Genomic DNA, 15937 nt, shown 5'->3' with positions numbered 1-15937 from the left:
GGACCGCGCACCTGTGGGAGCGAGCCTGCTCGCGAATGGTGGGGACGCGGTCTGGCTACCGAACCTTGTCCTCACGCCCGCGCAGCAACATGTTCGGCATGGCAACCGCCGCCGCCAGTCCCAGCAACGACACCGCCGCGCTGACCATCAGCAAATGCCGGAAGGTCAGCAGCAGTTCGGCGCGCAAGGCGTTCTGCGCATCCCCCGGTGTGGCGTTCAGGCCGTCCAGCAGAACATTGCCCGAATGTCCCTCGGCAATCAGTGACGAGCCGGCCAGGTGCGCGAAGCTCGAATCCTGCAAAAGCGCCAGCAGAAGCGCCGACATCAGGGCAACGCCCACCGCGCCGCCCAGCGAACGGAACAGGTTGGTGGTGCTGGTGGCGACACCGATGTCTCGCTGTTCCACCGAGTTCTGCGTACCCACCAAAGACGTCGGGAATTGCATGCCCGAGGCGATCCCGCTGAGCAGCATGAACAAACTGCTCAACACAAAAGCCTGGGGCGGGCTGAAGGCCATGCCGAGGATCGAGATCGGCATCAGGATCGCACCGGTGAGAATCTGCGGTTTATAGCGACCGGTCACCGAGGTGCGACGGCCGGCGAAATACGCACCTATCGGCAGCCCCATCGCCAGTGGCAGCAAATGCAGCGCTGCACTGTCGGCGCCGGCGCCAGTAACGCTCTGAAAGCGCAGCGGCATCAGCACGATCAACGAAATCGCCTGGAAACTGGTGAAGAAAATCGTGCACCAGCACAGCAGGGCATTGCGGTTGGCGAACAGGTGCATCGGCAGCAGCGGCTCCCGCGCGCGGCGCTCATGCCAGACAAACGCCGCCAGCACGACGCCGGCGCAAGCAAAGAGACCGAGCACTTCGCTGCTGCGCCATGAATACCCCTGACCGACCTCAGTGATACCAAGCAACAGCGCGGTCAGGCCGATGATCATCAGCAGCGTGCCCAGGTAATCGATGATGGGGGTGCGCTGCGGAATCGGCAGCCCAACCAGGTTGCGCTGGGCCACCCACCAGGCGCCAAGTCCCAGCGGCAGATTGATCAGGAACACCCAGCGCCAGGACAGGTATTCGGTCATATAACCGCCGAGCACCGGACCGGCCACGCTGGCCACCGCATACATGCTGCTGAAGTAACCCTGATAACGCCCGCGTTCGCGCGGCGGCACGATGTCGCCGATGATCGCCTGGCTGACCGAAATCATCCCGCCCGCGCCGATCCCCTGAAAGATCCGCGCCAGCACCAGTTGCTCCATGCTCTGGGCCATGCCGCAGAACAACGACGCCAGGGTGAACAGGCCCATGCCGAACAACATCAACTTGCGCCGCCCGTACAGATCGCCCAGTTTGCCGTAGATCGGCACCGCCACCGTCATCGCCACCATGTAGCCGGAAATCACCCAGGCCAGCAGGCTGACGTCCTTGAATTGCGCGGAAATGGCCGGCATCGACACGGCGACGATGGTCTGGTCCAGCGCACCGAGAAAGATCGCCATCATCAGGGCGACCAGCACGCTGCGAAGGGCCGGTTTGGGCGTTTCAGGCTGGTTGAGATTGGTCACGGGAGAACCTGCGGGCAGTGATTGACCCGCAAGGGGCTGGCGAGCGGGTAAGTGCTCGCCAGTGTAAGTCGGTAGGAAGCTATTCGATAGCCTCATAAGGAAGGCCGACGTAATTTTCTGCGATGGTTTTTCGACCGGCCTCAGAGTCGACGAAGTACTCCAGTTCCGACTCGGCGATGCGTTGGCTGAAGGCATCGTGATCCTCGAAACGGTGCAGCATCGACGTCATCCACCAGGAAAACCGCTCGGCTTTCCATACCCGGCGCAGGCAGATGGCGGAGTACTTTTCCAGCAAGTCGACACGGCCTTCGCGGTAAACCTTCAGCAGAATATTGAACAAGGTACTGACGTCGCTTGCCGCCAGGTTCAGGCCCTTGGCGCCGGTGGGCGGGACAATGTGCGCGGCGTCGCCAACCAGGAACATGCGCCCATACTGCATCGGTTCGACCACGAAACTGCGCAGCGGCGCGATGCTTTTTTCGATGGACGGTCCGGTCACCAGTTTTTCCGCCAGGGCTTGCGGCAAACGGGTTTTGAGTTCATCCCAGAAGCGTTGATCAGACCAGGCCTCGACCTTTTCATCCGCCGGTACTTGCAGGTAGTAACGGGTGCGTGTCGCCGAGCGCATGCTGCACAGGGCGAAACCGCGTTCGTGGCGAGCGTAGACCAGCTCTTCGTGGACCGGCGGGGTGTCGGCCAGTATCCCCAGCCAGCCAAAGGGATAGACTCGTTCGAACACCTTCAGGCACTCGGCGGGTATCGACTGCCGTGCCACCCCATGGAAACCGTCGCAACCGGCGATGTAGTCGCAATCGAGGCGATACTGCTCGCCGTCCTTCTCGAAGGTGACGAAGGTTTCTTCGGTTTTCATGCCATGGGGCACCACGTTGGCGGCCTGGTAAATCGTCTGCGCACCGGCCTCCCGACGAGCGGCCATCAGGTCGCGGGTGACTTCGGTCTGGCCGTAGATCATCACCGTTTTACCGCCGGTAAGGGCTTGCAGATCGATGTGCACCTGGCGGTGATCGAGCGCCAGTTCGAAGCCGCCGTGGACCAACCCTTCGGCGTCCATGCGCTGACTCACGCCGGCCTGGCGCAACAGCTCTACCATGCCTTGTTCAAGGACACCGGCACGGATGCGCCCGAGCACGTAATCGGGCGTCTGACGCTCGAGAATCAGGGTGTCGATACCGGCGTTGTGCAGTAATTGGCCGAGCAATAGACCGGAGGGGCCGGCACCAATAATGGCGACTTGGGTTTTCAGCATTTTCATTGTTTTTATGACTCGCAAGCTCCACGCGACCAAGGTCGGTGAGTGATTTTTATGGATCGAGTGCTTGCATTTTTCCCTTGCGGGTCTGTCAATTGAAGGTGAAAACTGAGCCGATACCTGTACATTCTGCCAATCGGTGCGATTATCGCCCGTCATCTATTCCGAGGCCTGGATTGAAGTGATGAACAAGCCTGACCTGCCTTCGATTCCAGTGTTCAAGCTCTACGGTGAAAGCCTGGATTGGCCAACCCCGGACTTGCTGCACTGTGAAACCATCTCCAAACGCAGCCGCGAACATCAATGGGAAATCAAACCCCACCGCCATGCCGATTTATGCCAGTTGCTCTTCGTATTCAAAGGTCAGGCAGAGCTTGAAATCGAAGGTAAACGCACGCAACTGAACGAACCGGCGATCCTGGTCATGCCACCGCTGTCGGTGCATGGCTACCGTTTTTCCGAAGACGTCGAAGGGTTCGTCGTGACCCTGGCCGCGCCACTGGTCGCCCATCTCCAGGCGCAACTGGGTAACTCGGTCAATGCCCTGGCCCAGCCCGAAAGTTACCCGGCCGGCAAGGACAGTGAGTACCTCAACAGCCTGTTTGCTGCCTTGCAAACCGAATACACAGGCCACCAACCGGCGCGGGAAATGCTCATGCATTCGCTGGTCAGCGTGATCATGGTGTGGGTTAGCCGCCAGGTGATCCAGCGGCACTCAGCCACACAACGGCCGCAGCGTGCCCGGGAATACCTCAACGGTTTCATTCAACTGGTGGAGGAGACCTATCGCCAGCACGTCAAGGTCGAGGACCTGGCTCATCGGCTGGGCATTTCCGTGTCCCACCTCAACGGCACCTGCCGCGAACTGGCGGGGCAACCGGCCTTGCAGATCATGCACGAACGGCAGTTGTTGGAGGCCAAGCGCTTGCTGACCTACACCAGCATGACCATCTATGAAATGTCCGATGTATTGGGGTTCTCTGATCCGACAAACTTCACGCGCCTGTTCCGACGACGGGTGGGGATTTCGCCCAAGGCGTTTCGCGACCGCTTGAAGGCCGATCAGGACAACCAGGCCTGATCCGCTGTCTTCAACGGCATTCGTCAGCGCAGGGCGTTGAGGGTCGCGTTGTGGGGAATGCAACGCTCGAAATTGCAGCTGGCGTAATCACGGGGCAGGTTGCGCAACTGCTCCACGCGCCAGGCCGCAGCGCCATACAGCCCGAGCGTTACCGCGCAGGTGATGAAAATGGCGAGGTACCTTCTTGTTCTGATGTTCATGGCGTCGACCTCTGAACGAATACCCGTGGGTATTTACATTGAGCATAGGTCAGGGTCGGTGAGATGCCAGCAAACCAAGTCATGCATGTGCCACGACATTCAGAACACTGATGTTTCCCATTGTGGGAGCGAGCCTGCTCGCGAATACGGTTTAACGTTCAACAATTCGTTGACTGACACTCCGCATTCGCGAGCAGGCTCGCTCCCACAGGGGAATTGCGGTTACAGGCCAACATCCCACGCAGGTGTTTCGGGAAATCTCATCACCAGAAAATCCAGCAAACTGCGCAACGCCGCGGGCATGTGCTTGCGCGAGGCATACACCGCATAGATGTTCAACTGCCGTGGTTCGGCATGGGGCAGCAGGCGCACCAGCTCGCCGCTGTGGATGTGCACCCCGGCCTGATAGGTAGGCAGCATCGCCACCCCGGCGCCAGCCATGGCCGCACGCAGCAGGGTGCTGGCTTCGTTGGCGCTGATGTTCCCTTGCACCGGCACCGAGACCTGTTCGCCGTCCTGTTCGAAATGCCAGAGGCTTTTGCCGAAGTAGGAGTGGGTCAGGCAGTTGTGCTGGCTCAGGTCTTCGACCCGCTGCGGCGTCGGATGCTCGCGCAGGTAAGCGGGGGAGGCGCAGATCACGGAACGGCAGACCGTGAGTCGACGGGCGATCAGGTTCGGGTCCAGGTCGTTGCTGGTGCGGATCGCCAGGTCGATGCGCTCATCCACCAGGTTCACCGTGCGGTCGAGCATCTGCATGTCGATGCTGACGCCGGGATAGCGCTTGACGTATGCCGCCATGGCTTCCGCCAGTTGCGCCTGGCCGAACGAAGTGCTGACGCTGATGCGCAGCAGGCCGCGGGGGGCGTCGTCCGGCTCGCTGACCGCGGCTTGCAGGTCGTTGCATAGCTCCAGCATCTGGCGGCAGCGGGGCAGGGTTTCGCTGCCGGCGGCGGTCAGGCTCAACTTGCGTGTGGTGCGGTGCATCAGGCGTGCGCCAACCCAGTCTTCCAGTTCCGCCAGATACCGGGAAACCACCGGTCGCGACAGCTCCAGATGATCGGCTGCCGCTGACTGGCTGCCGAGGTCGACCACTGTGACGAACACCCGCATTGCTTGTAGACGATCCATGATTTGCCCGATTTCAGAAACAAACTATGTTCCAGCATCGCATTTTTTGTACTGAACCAGGCAACTAAGCTCTGTGCCCATGCCTACTCGGGCTTCTGTTCTTCTGTGGGAGCGAGCCTGCTCGCGAAGGTCGTCAACGATAACGCGTGCAGACAGGGTTGAACGCGTTGCCCTTGCGACCTTCGCGAGCGGGCTCGCTCCCACAGAGGGCGGGCTTTCCATTCAGAACACGGTGTAAAAAATGATCAAGCGTATTTTCCTCGCCACCGCCCTCGGTTTTGCCGCCCACGCCAGTGCATCGACGCTGACGCTGGATGTCTACAACCCTGGAACCCAGGCGATTTTCCCGGTGACCTCGGTGCTGGTCAGCGGTGCGAAAGAGGTGATCCTGGTGGACGCGCAATTCGGTAAGTCCCAGGCCGAGCAGGTGGTGGAAAAAATCCGTGCCAGCGGCAAGCAATTGACCACCATCTACATCAGCCACGGCGACCCGGATTACTACTTCGGCCTCGACACCCTGACCGCTGCATTCCCCAAGGCCAAGGTGCTCGCTTCGCAACCGACCGTTGATCACATCAAGCAGACCGTCGCCGGAAAATTAGCGTTCTGGGGGCCGAAGCTGGGGGCTGACGCGCCGGCCAAAACCATCGTGCCCGAGGTACTCAAGGGCGACAGCCTGATCCTCGAAGGGCAGAAGTTGCAGGTGGTCGGCCTGGAAGGCAAACAACCGGATCGCAGCTTCGTCTGGATCCCTTCGATCAAGGCCGTGGTCGGTGGTGTGGTTGTGGCACAAAACATCCATGTGTGGATGGCCGACACCCAGACCCCGCAGTCCCATGCCGATTGGTTGGCTACGCTGCACTCGATCAAAACGTTGAATCCGGAAACCATCGTGCCAGGACACTATCTCGGCGAGAGCACCCGGTCCCAGGCCGCTGTGCAGTTCACTGCCGATTACATCAAGGCGTTCGACGAAGAAACCGCCAAGGCCAAGGATTCCACTGCACTGATCGCCGCGATGAAAAAGCGCTTCCCGGCACTGGGCGAAGAAAGCTCCCTGGAGCTGAGCGCCAAAGTCGCCAAGGGCGAGATGAAGTGGTAACCCGTTTTTTCTGATGCAGAAGCTTTTGTGGCGAGGGAGCTTGCTCCCGCTGGAGTGCGTAGCGCTCCCCAACGGTGTGTCAGGTACTTCGTGTTGTCAGGTTTTACGGCTGCTTCGCAGCCGAGCGGGAGCAAGCTCCCTCACCACAATGATCTGTGTGTACAAGTCAAATTGAATACAGCCAACAGGAGAACGTCATGAGCAATATCGCAATCATCGGTGCCACCGGTCGTGCCGGCAGCCAACTGCTGGAAGAAGCCCTGCGTCGCGGTCATAGCGTCACCGCCATCGCCCGTGACACCTCGAAGATCGGCCTGCGTGCCGGTGTGGCCAGCAAGGCTGTCGACGCGCTGGATGCCGCCGCGTTGCAAGCGGCGATCGCCGGGCATGATGTGGTGATCAGTGCCGCGCATTTCGCCACGCTTCCGGCCAGTGCCGTGATCGGACCGCTGAAGCAGGCCGGGGTCAAACGCCTGCTGGTAGTGGGCGGTGCCGGTTCTCTGTTGTTGCCGGATGGCACTCGGGTGATCGATAGCGCAGGCTTCCCGGCGGAGTACAAGGCAGAGGCCAGCGCCGGAGCTTTGTTTCTGGAAAACCTGCGTCAGGAAAAGGAACTGGACTGGACCTTTGTGTCGCCCTCGGCGGAATTTGTCGAGGGTGAGCGCAGCGGTTCGTTTCGGATCGGCGAGGATGATTTGCTGGTGAGCCGTGAAGGGCGCAGCTGGATCACGTTCGCCGACTATGCGATAGCGATGCTCGATGAAGTCGAAGCGCCGAAGCACTCTCGGCAGCGGTTTACCGTCGGGTACTGAGCACACAAATCACCTGTGGGAGCGAGCCTGCTCGCGAAGACGGACTTACATTCAACAGCGATGTCGGCTGTCAGATCGCTTTCGCGAGCAGGCTCGCTCCCACAGGGGCGAAGTATTCACCGACTTTGCGCCTGTTCCACCAGCCAACCCATCAACTCGCGCAACTTCGGCGAAGGTGCAGGTTTTTCCGGGAATACCAGGTAATACGCCAATCCGGTTTTCACCTTCAACTCAAAGGGCATGACCAGTCGCCCGGCATTCAGGTCATCGCCGATCAACGACCAGTCGCCAATTGCCACGCCCGTACCCTGGGATGCCATCGACATCGCCAGGTCCAGCGTTTCAAAGTGCTGGCCCTTGCCGACATTGGTCAAGTGCACGTCCGCCGCTTTCAACCAGGCTTTCCAGTCCCGTTCATCGCGGGTGGGGTGCAGCAACAAGTGTTGTTGCAGGTCAGCCGGAGTTTGCAAAGCCAACGACCCTTCGAGCATGGGCCGTGAACACACGGGGGTCAGTTGTTCATCGAACAGCAGACAAGACTCAAGAGAGCTGTCCGGCGGCCCGCCGTACATCACCGCCGCATCGAACTGTTCGCGATGAAAGTCCACGCCGTGTTTGACTGTGGTGGTCAGTTCAACCGGCACGTCCGGCCGCTCTTTTTGCCACTGCAACAGGCGTGGCAGCAGCCAACGCATTACACAAGTCGGCGCCTTGAGTTGCAGGGTTTCGCGCTTCTCGCCGATCTGCTCCACCGCCTCGTCGATCAAACCGAAAATCTGCTGCACCCGTGGCAGCCACTCGCGCCCCTCGGCGGTCAGGTCCAGTCCCCGGGCCTGGCGGATGAACAGTTCATAACCCAGATGATCTTCCAGCCCGGCGATCTGTCGACTCACCGCGCCTTGGGTGATGTGCAGTTGCTCGGCGGCCCGGGTGAAGTTGCAGCACTGCGCGGTAATCAGAAAAGTGTGCAGCGCCGGCAGGGGAGGCAGTCGTTTCATTGGGATCCAAGGTATGACGTGAGGACATGGCTAGTATGACTTTTTATCCATTGTTGCGGCTACGTGTCGCCCGTTCCAATGAGGCCATCCCTGGACCTGCGAATTCATCATAAACACAGCGCAGGCCCGGCGTCTCAAACGAACAAGAAGGGCAATGACATGGCGACGTGCGGCGAAGTATTGGTCAAGTTACTCGAAAACTACGGGGTCGAGCAGGTGTTCGGCATCCCGGGGGTTCACACCGTGGAGCTGTATCGCGGGTTGGCCCGTTCGAGCATCAACCACGTCACTCCGCGTCACGAACAAGGCGCCGGCTTCATGGCCGACGGCTATGCCCGCACCAGCGGCAAACCGGGTGTGTGCTTCATCATCACCGGCCCTGGCATGACCAACATCACCACGGCGATGGGCCAGGCCTACGCCGATTCGATCCCGATGCTGGTGATCTCCAGCGTGCAGACCCGCAACCAGTTGGGCGGCGGTCGCGGCAAGCTGCATGAGCTGCCGAACCAGAGCGCGCTGGTTGGCGGCGTGGCGGCGTTCTCCCACACCCTGATGTCGGCGTCCGAATTGCCGGGCGTGCTGGCCCGTGCCTTTGCGCTGTTCCAGGCCGGTCGCCCGCGTCCTGTGCACATCGAAATTCCGTTGGACGTGTTGGTTGAAGAGGCCGATGACCTGCTGACGAGCGTACCGGTAAACATCGACCGCGCCGGTGCTGCACCCACCGCCGTGAACCGCATGACCGAGTTGCTGGCCGGCGCCAAGCGCCCGCTGATTCTCGCCGGTGGCGGTGCCATCGATGCCGCTGCCGAGCTGACCGAGCTGGCCGAATTGCTGGATGCCCCTGTCGCCCTGACCATCAATGCCAAAGGCATGCTCGAATCTGCTCACCCGTTGCTGATCGGTTCGACCCAGAGCCTGGTCGCAACCCGCGCGCTGGTCGCCGAGGCCGACGTGGTGCTGGCCATCGGCACCGAACTGGCCGAAACCGACTATGACGTCACCTTCGCCGGCGGTTTCGAGATTCCCGGCAAGCTGCTGCGCGTCGACATCGACCCGGACCAGACCGTGCGCAACTACCCGCCACATGTTGCGTTGGTCGCCGACTCGCGCAACGCCGCCCAAGCCTTGCTCAGCGCGTTGTCCCACAAATCCCTGGCCGAGCGCCGCAACGATTGGGGCCAGGTACGTGCCGCCCGTTTGCGTGAAGAACTGGCCGCCAACTGGGATGCGCCGACCCTGGCCCAGACCCGCTTCCTGGAAACCGTTCTGTACGAATTGCCGAACGCGGTATTCGTCGGCGATTCCACCCAACCGGTGTACACCGGCAACCTGACGTTCAACCCTGAGCGCCCACGTCGCTGGTTCAACTCGTCCACCGGCTACGGCACCCTCGGCTACGCCTTGCCGGCGGCGATCGGCGCCTGGCTCGGCGGCAGTGTGGAAAACGGTGCGCGTCCGCCAGTGGTGTGCCTGATCGGCGACGGCGGCCTGCAATTCACCCTGCCGGAGCTGGCCAGCGCCGTTGAAGCGCGCACGCCGGTGATCGTGCTGCTGTGGAATAACCAGGGCTACGAAGAAATCAAGAAATACATGGTCAACCGCGCCATCGAGCCGGTTGGCGTCGACATCTACACCCCGGACTTCATCGGTGTGGCCAAAGCTCTGGGCTGCGCCGCCGAAGCGGTCAACGATGTCGAGCAACTGCGCAGCGCCTTGCGTGTAGCCACTGATCGCCAGGGGCCCACCCTGATTGAAATCGACCAGGCTACCTGGACTAAGGCAGTGTGGACCCAGGCGGTGTCGAAATGAGTTTTCCAACGACTCTGGACGGTCTGTTCATCGACGGTAAATGGTCGGCCGGCAGCGAACATCTGCGCGTGATCAACCCGGCCACCGAAGCCCTGTTGACCACCGTCGTGGGCGGTGACGAGCAAGCGGTCGATCAAGCCGTCAGCGCGGCGACCAGGGCCTTCGCCGACTGGTCGAAAACCACCGGTGCCGAACGCGGCGCGATCTTGCGCAAAATCGCCGCGGGCGTGCAGGCCGGTCGTGACCAGTTGATGCACTTGCAGTCGAGCAACAACGGCAAGCCACAGTTTGAAGCGGCCATCGACGTCGATGATGTGATCGCCACCTTCGAGTACTACGCGGGCCTGGCCGAAGGGCTGGACGCGAAACAGGACAGCGCCGTCGAGTTGCCGAGCGATGACTTCAGCGCCCGCCTGCGCCGCGAACCGTGCGGCGTGGTCGGCCTGATCGTGCCGTGGAATTTCCCCATGGTCACCACCGCGTGGAAACTCGCCCCGGCCCTGGCCGCCGGTTGCTGCGTGGTGCTCAAGCCTTCGGAGGTGACACCGCTGCCGGAGCTGGAACTGGCGGCGATCATCGCGGATGCCGGCTTGCCCGCCGGTGTGTTCAACGTGGTGTGCGGTACCGGCCTGGCCGTTGGCGCGCCGCTGTCGACGGACCCGCGTATCGCCAAGATTTCCTTCACCGGCAGCAATGCGGTGGGCGTGCAGGTCATGCAACGCGCGGCAGAAAGCGTCAAAGGCGTGAGCCTGGAACTGGGCGGTAAATCGTCGTTGCTGGTGCTGGCCGATGCTGACATCGAGCTGGCCGTGGAAGTGGCCTGCGGTGGCGGCTTCTTCAACGCCGGGCAAATGTGTTCCGCCACCAGCCGGGTGCTGGTTGCCGATCAATTGTTCGATGAATTCCTGACCCGCTTGAAAGCTCGCGCCGAAGCCATCCGCGTGGCCGACCCGTTCGACCCGAACGTGGAAATGGGCGCACTGGTCAATCAGGCGCAATACCAGCGCGTGCTCGGCCACATCGATCGCGGACTGAGTGCCGGTGCCTCGCTGGTTTGCGGCGGCAATCGTCCAGCGGACCTGCCGCGCGGATATTTTTTGCAGCCGACGATTTTCACCGACGTGCCCCTGGACAGTGCGCTGTGGTGTGAAGAGATTTTCGGCCCGGTGATCTGCGTGCGCCGTTTCACCTCGGAAGCCGAAGCGATTGCCCTGGCCAACGACAGTCAGTTCGGTCTGGTCGCCAGCGTCGTCACGCGCAATGCCGAAGCAGCGGATCGCGTAGCCAATGCTTTGCAGGCGGGGCTTGTGTGGATCAATGCGCCGCAGGTGATCTTCCCGCAGACCGCCTGGGGTGGCTACAAGCAGAGCAGCATTGGCCGCGAATTGGGGCCGTGGGGCTTGCAGGCTTTCCAGGAAATCAAACATGTGATTCGGGCCGTCTGACGCCCGCTTTCATTCTGTGGGAGCGAGCCTGCTCGCGAAGGACGCATGGGCGACGCGGGTTGTCTGATACCCCGCGTTATCGTTGACCTCCATCGCGAGCAGGCTCGCTCCCACAGGTAAAAGGAGGCATGCGCTGGCGTCATGGCTTCAATGAGTTTTTTTCGATAGTCAGGTGTTTTGCACGACCTCAGGATGAACCCGTCGGCTCAGCTCCGGCCCCGTAAATACGGGGCTCAAGGCAGATCTGGCCGCGCGGATGCAACGGTTGCGACCAACCTCATAACTTACAAAAACAAAGGGAGTCCTTCATGGGCGAGCACGATCTGAACAGACGTCAATTCATCAAAACCGTGGGCGTCGCCTCGGTTGCCGCGGCGGCCATGAGCCTGCCGTTCGTCAAGGCCAACGCCAGTGACACCCGCTTTCAAGGCAAGACCCTGCGTCTGCTGACCTGGTCCGATGACACCGGTCTGGCAGCACTGCGCAACATCGCTGCGACATTCGAAGACAAGTACGGCTGCAAAGTCATCGCCGACCGCACCGGCAGTACTTCGGAAATGGTCGCCAAACTCAAGGCCGGCGGTGATCGCCCGCAGTACGACATCATCACCCTGGCAGGCGTCGGTGCCGAAGGTCTGGCCGCCGCCAACCTGCTGGAAAAGCCTGACCTCAACCGCATTCCCAACCTGGTCGACGTACCGGAGAAATACCGTACCGGCGCCAATGGCCACGGTATCGGTTACCTGCTCTGGTGCAACAGCCTGGTCTACAGCACGCGCACCATCAAGGAAGCTCCGAACAGTTACGCGGCCCTCTGGGACGCCGACCTGTCGCCGAACATCTTCCTGCCGCCGCCGAACTGGACCGAGGCCATGGACCTGATCATCATCGCCGCCAAACTGGCCGGTGGTGACGAGCACAACATCGAGCCGGGCTTCAAGAAGCTCGCCGAGCTCAAGGACCGCGTGGTAACCCTGGGCGAAAACCCGAACCAGATCGCCGAGCTTTTCCGCACCGGTTCCCTGGACATGGGCGGCCTCTACGCTCCAGCCTTTTTCCCGAAACAGATCCGCGATCCGAACTACGGCCTGGGCGCCACCTTCGGCATGAAGGAAGGTTTCTACACCGACCTGATGCTCTCGGTGATGCCGAAGAATCGTCCGGGCGACACCGACCTGGCCTACGCCTTCATCAATCACTCCCTGGACCCGCTGGTGCAGGGCAAGATGGCCGAAGACATCTACAACGGCCCGGTCAACGCCAAGGCAATCATCTCCGCCGAAGCGCGCAAGAGCCCGTACATCCTCACGCCGGAGCAGATTGCCGAGAAAGCGATCATGCACGACAACGCCTTCCTGGCCTCCGTGCATGACCAATGGATTCGTCGTTACACGGAAATCTTTTCTTCCTGATTGAGTGACGAGTACAGGATTTTCAGCCACTGAAGATCCCCTGTGGGAGCGAGCCTGCTCGCGAATGCGGACTGACATTCACCCTGAATGTCGACTGACAGATCGCTTTCGCGAGCAGGCTCGCTCCCACAACGGGCCAATTCGCTCTGAAGATTTGTGTTTGTCAGCTGCTTTCCATTGACGAGACCTTTGCTATGGAACACCAACCTCTGACCCATCCGGTGAGTGTCGCCCCCGTGCGCGCCAACCGGGGTGTTTCGCCGACGGCCCGCGCCTGGTTTTTCCTCTCGCCGTCGATGCTGTTTCTGGGCGTGCTGATTGCCGCCAGCCTGCTGGTGCTGCGCATGAGCGTGGGCACCAAAGGCGCGGAATGGTCCGGGTTCAGCCTGGCCAGTTATGCCCAATTGCTGGAACCGTACTACCTCAAGTCCTTGCTGCTGACCTTGCGCCTGGCGCTGATCAGCGCGGTGATCGCGGTAATCCTGGCGATCCCGGTGGCCTACACCATGTCGCGACTGACTTCGCCGTTCGTGCGGCGGATCTTCCTCGCCGCGGTGCTGCTGCCGTTGCTGGTCAACCTGCTGCTGCAAAGCTACGGCTGGCTGGTGATCCTCGGCCCCGGTGGCATGCTCAACCAGGCACTGATGGGCCTGGGCCTGATCAAGCGTCCGATCATGCTCCTGTATAACCAGAACGGCGTCTTGATGGGCCTGGTGCAAACCGCCTTCCCGCTGGCCGTACTGCCGATAGCCAGCGCCATGCGCGGTGTCGCCCGCAGCTACGAAGAAGCCGCTGCAACCCTGGGCGCCAGCCGCTTGCAGGTGTTCCGCCAGGTGGTGTTGCCGATGAGTCTGCCTGGGATCATCACCGGTGCGACCCTGGTGTTCGCCTACAACGCCAGCAGCTTCGTGGTGCCTCTGCTGCTCGGCGGCCGTCGTGTGCCGATGCTGGCGGTGATGGTGCATGACCAGATCGCCCCGCTGATGAACTGGCCCGCCGCCTCCGCAGCCGGTGTGGTGTTGATCGTGACCACGCTGGCCATCATGACTTTGTCCGAATACATCACAGGCCGTCGTCGGCGCATGCTGGAGGCTTCGCAATGAGTTCCCTGACCAAGAAGCGCCACTCGCTGTTGCCGGGTGACACCGGCAAGTTCGCCGGGATCCTCTCCGGTGTCATTCTGCTGCTGGCGGTGTTGCCGATCCTGACCATGATCGTCATGTCCTTCAGCGGCGCGTCGAACCTCGACTTTCCGCCAAGCAGCTACAGCCTGCAATGGTACAAGGCCGCCTGGCACACCTTTGTCTCGCCCGATTCCAGTGACGTGCTGAGTCTCGGCCAGGCCATGACCACCAGCCTGATGGTGGCGTGCCTGACCATGATCTTCGCCACGCTGATCGCGGTGCCGGCGGCCTATGCGCTGACCCGTTGCGAGTTCCGTGGCAAGGCCGTGGCGCTGCAATTGATGTCATTGCCTCTGGTGTTTCCGATGGTGGTGTTGGGCCTGGCATTGCTGCTGGTGTTCGACAGCCTGCCGTTCCACATGACCACCTCGCGGCTGGTGATTGCCCACGTGATCCTTGCCCTGCCATTCGTGGTGAAGAACTGCACGGCGGCCATGCTTTCCATCGGCAGCGAAGTCGAAGAAGCCGCGCAAATGCTCGGGGCCTCGCCACTGCGGGCGATTGTCGACGTGGTGGTGCCGTTGATGAAGTCGGGGATTCTGGCGGGCATGCTGCTGGCGTTCATCGTCTCGTTCAACGAATTCACCGTGACCTATTTCCTCTACACCATCGACGTGATGACCGTGCCGATCTGGATGTACAGCCGCACCGTGTCTTCGCTCGACCCCACCGTATTTTCGTTTGCCGTGCTGATCGTGCTGATCGACTTCGTCCTGATCTGGGCGCTGGAGAAGCTGGTCGGTGAAGGTGGCGTTTCGTTCTGATTTCTTGAGGTGATTCTTATGTCTGGTCTGATTCTGGAAAACGTCGAGAAACATTACGGCTCGGCCTGCGCAGTAAAAAATGTGAACCTGCATTTGCCCGAGGGCAAACTGGTGTGTTTCCTCGGCCCTTCGGGGTGCGGCAAAACCACCTTGCTGCGGATGATCGCGGGGCTGGAAACGCTGACCGGCGGCGAGATTCGCCTGGACGGCGAGGACATCGGCCATACCCCGGCGCACCAGCGTAATTTCGGCATGGTGTTTCAATCCCTGGCGCTGTTCCCGCACATGACGGTAGGAGAGAACATCGCCTATCCGCTGAAACTGCGCGGGGTCAGCAAGGCTGACCAGCAGGCGCGGGTGGTGGAGTTGCTGGAACTGATCCAGCTGCAACCGATGATCAATCGCCCGGTGGCCAAACTGTCCGGGGGCCAGCGTCAGCGCGTGGCGATTGCCCGGGCGATTGCCAACCACCCGAAAATCCTTCTGCTGGACGAACCGCTGTCGGCGCTGGACGCCAAGCTGCGCGAGTCGATGCAGGTGGAAATCCGCCAGTTGCAACAGCGCCTGAACATCACCACCATCATGGTCACCCACGACCAGCGTGAGGCCATGACCATGGCCGATATCGTCGTTGTACTGGGTGAACATCGGGTGCAGCAGGTGGGTACGCCGATCGAGATCTACCGCCATCCGGCCAACGAATTCGTCGCGGATTTCATCGGTTCCGGCAACATCTTTCCGGCCACCGCACTGGGCAACGGCAAGGTCAGCCTGCCAGGCGGTGATGCGCTGGAAGTGCCGATCTGCAGCAGCATTGTGGTGGGGGAGAAGGTGAAGATGCTGATTCGCCCTGAAGACCTGCAACTGTCGGCACCGCAGGCGACGGCGGGCAACCGCTTGCTGGGCAAGGTGACGTTCGTGCGTGATATCGGTGCGACGATTGAAACGACAGTGGAGTGTTCCGGGGTGACGTTTACCGCGCTGAGCACGCCGTGTCAGGGGATTGGCTTGAGCATCGGGCATCCGGTGTCGGTGACGTTGCCGGCGCAGGCGTGTCGCGTTCTCGGTGCTTGATCCAAATTTGATGATGGCCTTAATGGCCCCATCGCGGGCAAGCCCGCTCCCACAGGTTTTGTGAACGCCACATATCACTGTG

General features: G+C 61.2%; 14 protein-coding genes. 9 read left to right on the top strand and 5 right to left on the bottom strand.

Annotation, left to right across the window (positions count from 1 at the left end):
* Positions 1 to 55: 55 nt before the first annotated feature.
* Together ACW9HW_RS23750 and pobA are read right to left on the bottom strand one after the other, a co-directional pair.
* The gene (locus ACW9HW_RS23750; RefSeq protein WP_457401920.1) at positions 56 to 1573 is read right to left on the bottom strand and encodes an MDR family MFS transporter; all 1518 of its coding nucleotides are present in this window, start codon (positions 1571 to 1573) and stop codon (positions 56 to 58) included.
* Positions 1574 to 1652: 79 nt separating this feature from the next.
* Positions 1653 to 2837, bottom strand: a complete 1185-nt coding sequence (pobA, locus tag ACW9HW_RS23745; RefSeq protein WP_457401921.1) for a 4-hydroxybenzoate 3-monooxygenase — start codon at positions 2835 to 2837, stop codon at positions 1653 to 1655.
* Positions 2838 to 3027: 190 nt separating this feature from the next.
* Between pobA and ACW9HW_RS23740 the strand changes: the two genes are divergently transcribed.
* A complete protein-coding gene (locus tag ACW9HW_RS23740; RefSeq protein WP_457401919.1) occupies positions 3028 to 3924 on the top strand; it encodes a helix-turn-helix domain-containing protein in 897 nt (298 codons plus the stop codon).
* A gap of 23 nt (positions 3925 to 3947) precedes the next feature.
* Here the strand turns inward: ACW9HW_RS23740 and ACW9HW_RS23735 are convergent, their stop codons facing one another.
* A complete protein-coding gene (locus ACW9HW_RS23735) occupies positions 3948 to 4124 on the bottom strand; it encodes a hypothetical protein (RefSeq protein ID WP_170948630.1) in 177 nt (58 codons plus the stop codon).
* A gap of 222 nt (positions 4125 to 4346) precedes the next feature.
* Positions 4347 to 5252 (bottom strand): LysR family transcriptional regulator, encoded by a 906-nt coding sequence (locus ACW9HW_RS23730; protein ID WP_457401918.1) that lies wholly within the window; start codon positions 5250 to 5252, stop codon positions 4347 to 4349.
* Positions 5253 to 5493: 241 nt separating this feature from the next.
* Here ACW9HW_RS23730 and ACW9HW_RS23725 point away from each other — a divergent pair, with 241 nt between their 5' ends.
* Together ACW9HW_RS23725 and ACW9HW_RS23720 are read left to right on the top strand one after the other, a co-directional pair.
* Positions 5494 to 6354, top strand: coding sequence for an MBL fold metallo-hydrolase (locus tag ACW9HW_RS23725; RefSeq protein WP_095193118.1), 861 nt, complete (start codon positions 5494 to 5496; stop codon positions 6352 to 6354).
* 197 nt (positions 6355 to 6551) lie between these two features.
* Positions 6552 to 7166, top strand: a complete 615-nt coding sequence (locus tag ACW9HW_RS23720; RefSeq protein WP_457401916.1) for an NAD(P)-dependent oxidoreductase — start codon at positions 6552 to 6554, stop codon at positions 7164 to 7166.
* A 116-nt stretch (positions 7167 to 7282) separates the two neighbouring features.
* On the opposite strand, the gene ACW9HW_RS23715 is transcribed toward ACW9HW_RS23720, so the two are convergent.
* Entirely contained in the window at positions 7283 to 8164 is an 882-nt protein-coding gene (locus tag ACW9HW_RS23715) for a LysR substrate-binding domain-containing protein (RefSeq protein ID WP_095193120.1), read from the bottom strand.
* 159 nt (positions 8165 to 8323) lie between these two features.
* On the opposite strand from ACW9HW_RS23715, the gene ACW9HW_RS23710 reads away from it, so the two are divergent.
* The 6 genes from ACW9HW_RS23710 to ACW9HW_RS23685 all read left to right on the top strand — a co-directional run bounded on the left by ACW9HW_RS23710 (position 8324) and on the right by ACW9HW_RS23685 (position 15855).
* The gene (locus ACW9HW_RS23710) at positions 8324 to 9976 is read left to right on the top strand and encodes a 5-guanidino-2-oxopentanoate decarboxylase (protein ID WP_095193121.1); all 1653 of its coding nucleotides are present in this window, start codon (positions 8324 to 8326) and stop codon (positions 9974 to 9976) included.
* On the top strand, positions 9973 to 11421 hold the full coding sequence (locus tag ACW9HW_RS23705) for an aldehyde dehydrogenase family protein (RefSeq protein WP_095193122.1): 1449 nt from the start codon (positions 9973 to 9975) through the stop codon (positions 11419 to 11421). Before ACW9HW_RS23710 ends, ACW9HW_RS23705 begins: the two co-directional genes overlap by 4 nt.
* Positions 11422 to 11729: 308 nt before the next feature.
* Positions 11730 to 12833, top strand: coding sequence for an ABC transporter substrate-binding protein (locus tag ACW9HW_RS23700; protein WP_095193123.1), 1104 nt, complete (start codon positions 11730 to 11732; stop codon positions 12831 to 12833).
* A 194-nt stretch (positions 12834 to 13027) separates the two neighbouring features.
* Entirely contained in the window at positions 13028 to 13936 is a 909-nt protein-coding gene (locus tag ACW9HW_RS23695; protein ID WP_095193124.1) for an ABC transporter permease, read from the top strand.
* Complete coding sequence (locus ACW9HW_RS23690; RefSeq protein WP_095193125.1) at positions 13933 to 14781, top strand: ABC transporter permease; 849 nt, start codon at positions 13933 to 13935, stop codon at positions 14779 to 14781. Before ACW9HW_RS23695 ends, ACW9HW_RS23690 begins: the two co-directional genes overlap by 4 nt.
* 18 nt (positions 14782 to 14799) lie before the next feature.
* Positions 14800 to 15855: an ABC transporter ATP-binding protein gene (locus tag ACW9HW_RS23685; protein WP_457401915.1), complete on the top strand. Its 1056-nt coding sequence runs from the start codon at positions 14800 to 14802 to the stop codon at positions 15853 to 15855.
* Positions 15856 to 15937 lie beyond the last annotated feature (82 nt).

Source organism: Pseudomonas sp. SDO5532_S415 (assembly GCF_054071155.1).
This window is presented reverse-complemented; position numbering and strand designations above follow the sequence as displayed.

Bases quoted from the DNA above. Each gene is read 5' to 3' on its own strand.
- ACW9HW_RS23690 (WP_095193125.1), top strand. From the start codon at position 13,933: ATGAGTTCCCTGACCAAGAAGCGCCACTCGCTGTTGCCGGGTGACACC.
- ACW9HW_RS23705 (WP_095193122.1), top strand. From the start codon at position 9,973: ATGAGTTTTCCAACGACTCTGGACGGTCTGTTCATCGACGGTAAATGG.
- ACW9HW_RS23720 (WP_457401916.1), top strand. From the start codon at position 6,552: ATGAGCAATATCGCAATCATCGGTGCCACCGGTCGTGCCGGCAGCCAA.
- ACW9HW_RS23715 (WP_095193120.1), bottom strand. From the start codon at position 8,164: ATGAAACGACTGCCTCCCCTGCCGGCGCTGCACACTTTTCTGATTACC.
- ACW9HW_RS23710 (WP_095193121.1), top strand. From the start codon at position 8,324: ATGGCGACGTGCGGCGAAGTATTGGTCAAGTTACTCGAAAACTACGGG.
- ACW9HW_RS23730 (WP_457401918.1), bottom strand. From the start codon at position 5,252: ATGGATCGTCTACAAGCAATGCGGGTGTTCGTCACAGTGGTCGACCTC.
- ACW9HW_RS23740 (WP_457401919.1), top strand. From the start codon at position 3,028: ATGAACAAGCCTGACCTGCCTTCGATTCCAGTGTTCAAGCTCTACGGT.
- ACW9HW_RS23685 (WP_457401915.1), top strand. From the start codon at position 14,800: ATGTCTGGTCTGATTCTGGAAAACGTCGAGAAACATTACGGCTCGGCC.
- ACW9HW_RS23735 (WP_170948630.1), bottom strand. From the start codon at position 4,124: ATGAACATCAGAACAAGAAGGTACCTCGCCATTTTCATCACCTGCGCG.
- ACW9HW_RS23695 (WP_095193124.1), top strand. From the start codon at position 13,028: ATGGAACACCAACCTCTGACCCATCCGGTGAGTGTCGCCCCCGTGCGC.
- ACW9HW_RS23700 (WP_095193123.1), top strand. From the start codon at position 11,730: ATGGGCGAGCACGATCTGAACAGACGTCAATTCATCAAAACCGTGGGC.
- ACW9HW_RS23725 (WP_095193118.1), top strand. From the start codon at position 5,494: ATGATCAAGCGTATTTTCCTCGCCACCGCCCTCGGTTTTGCCGCCCAC.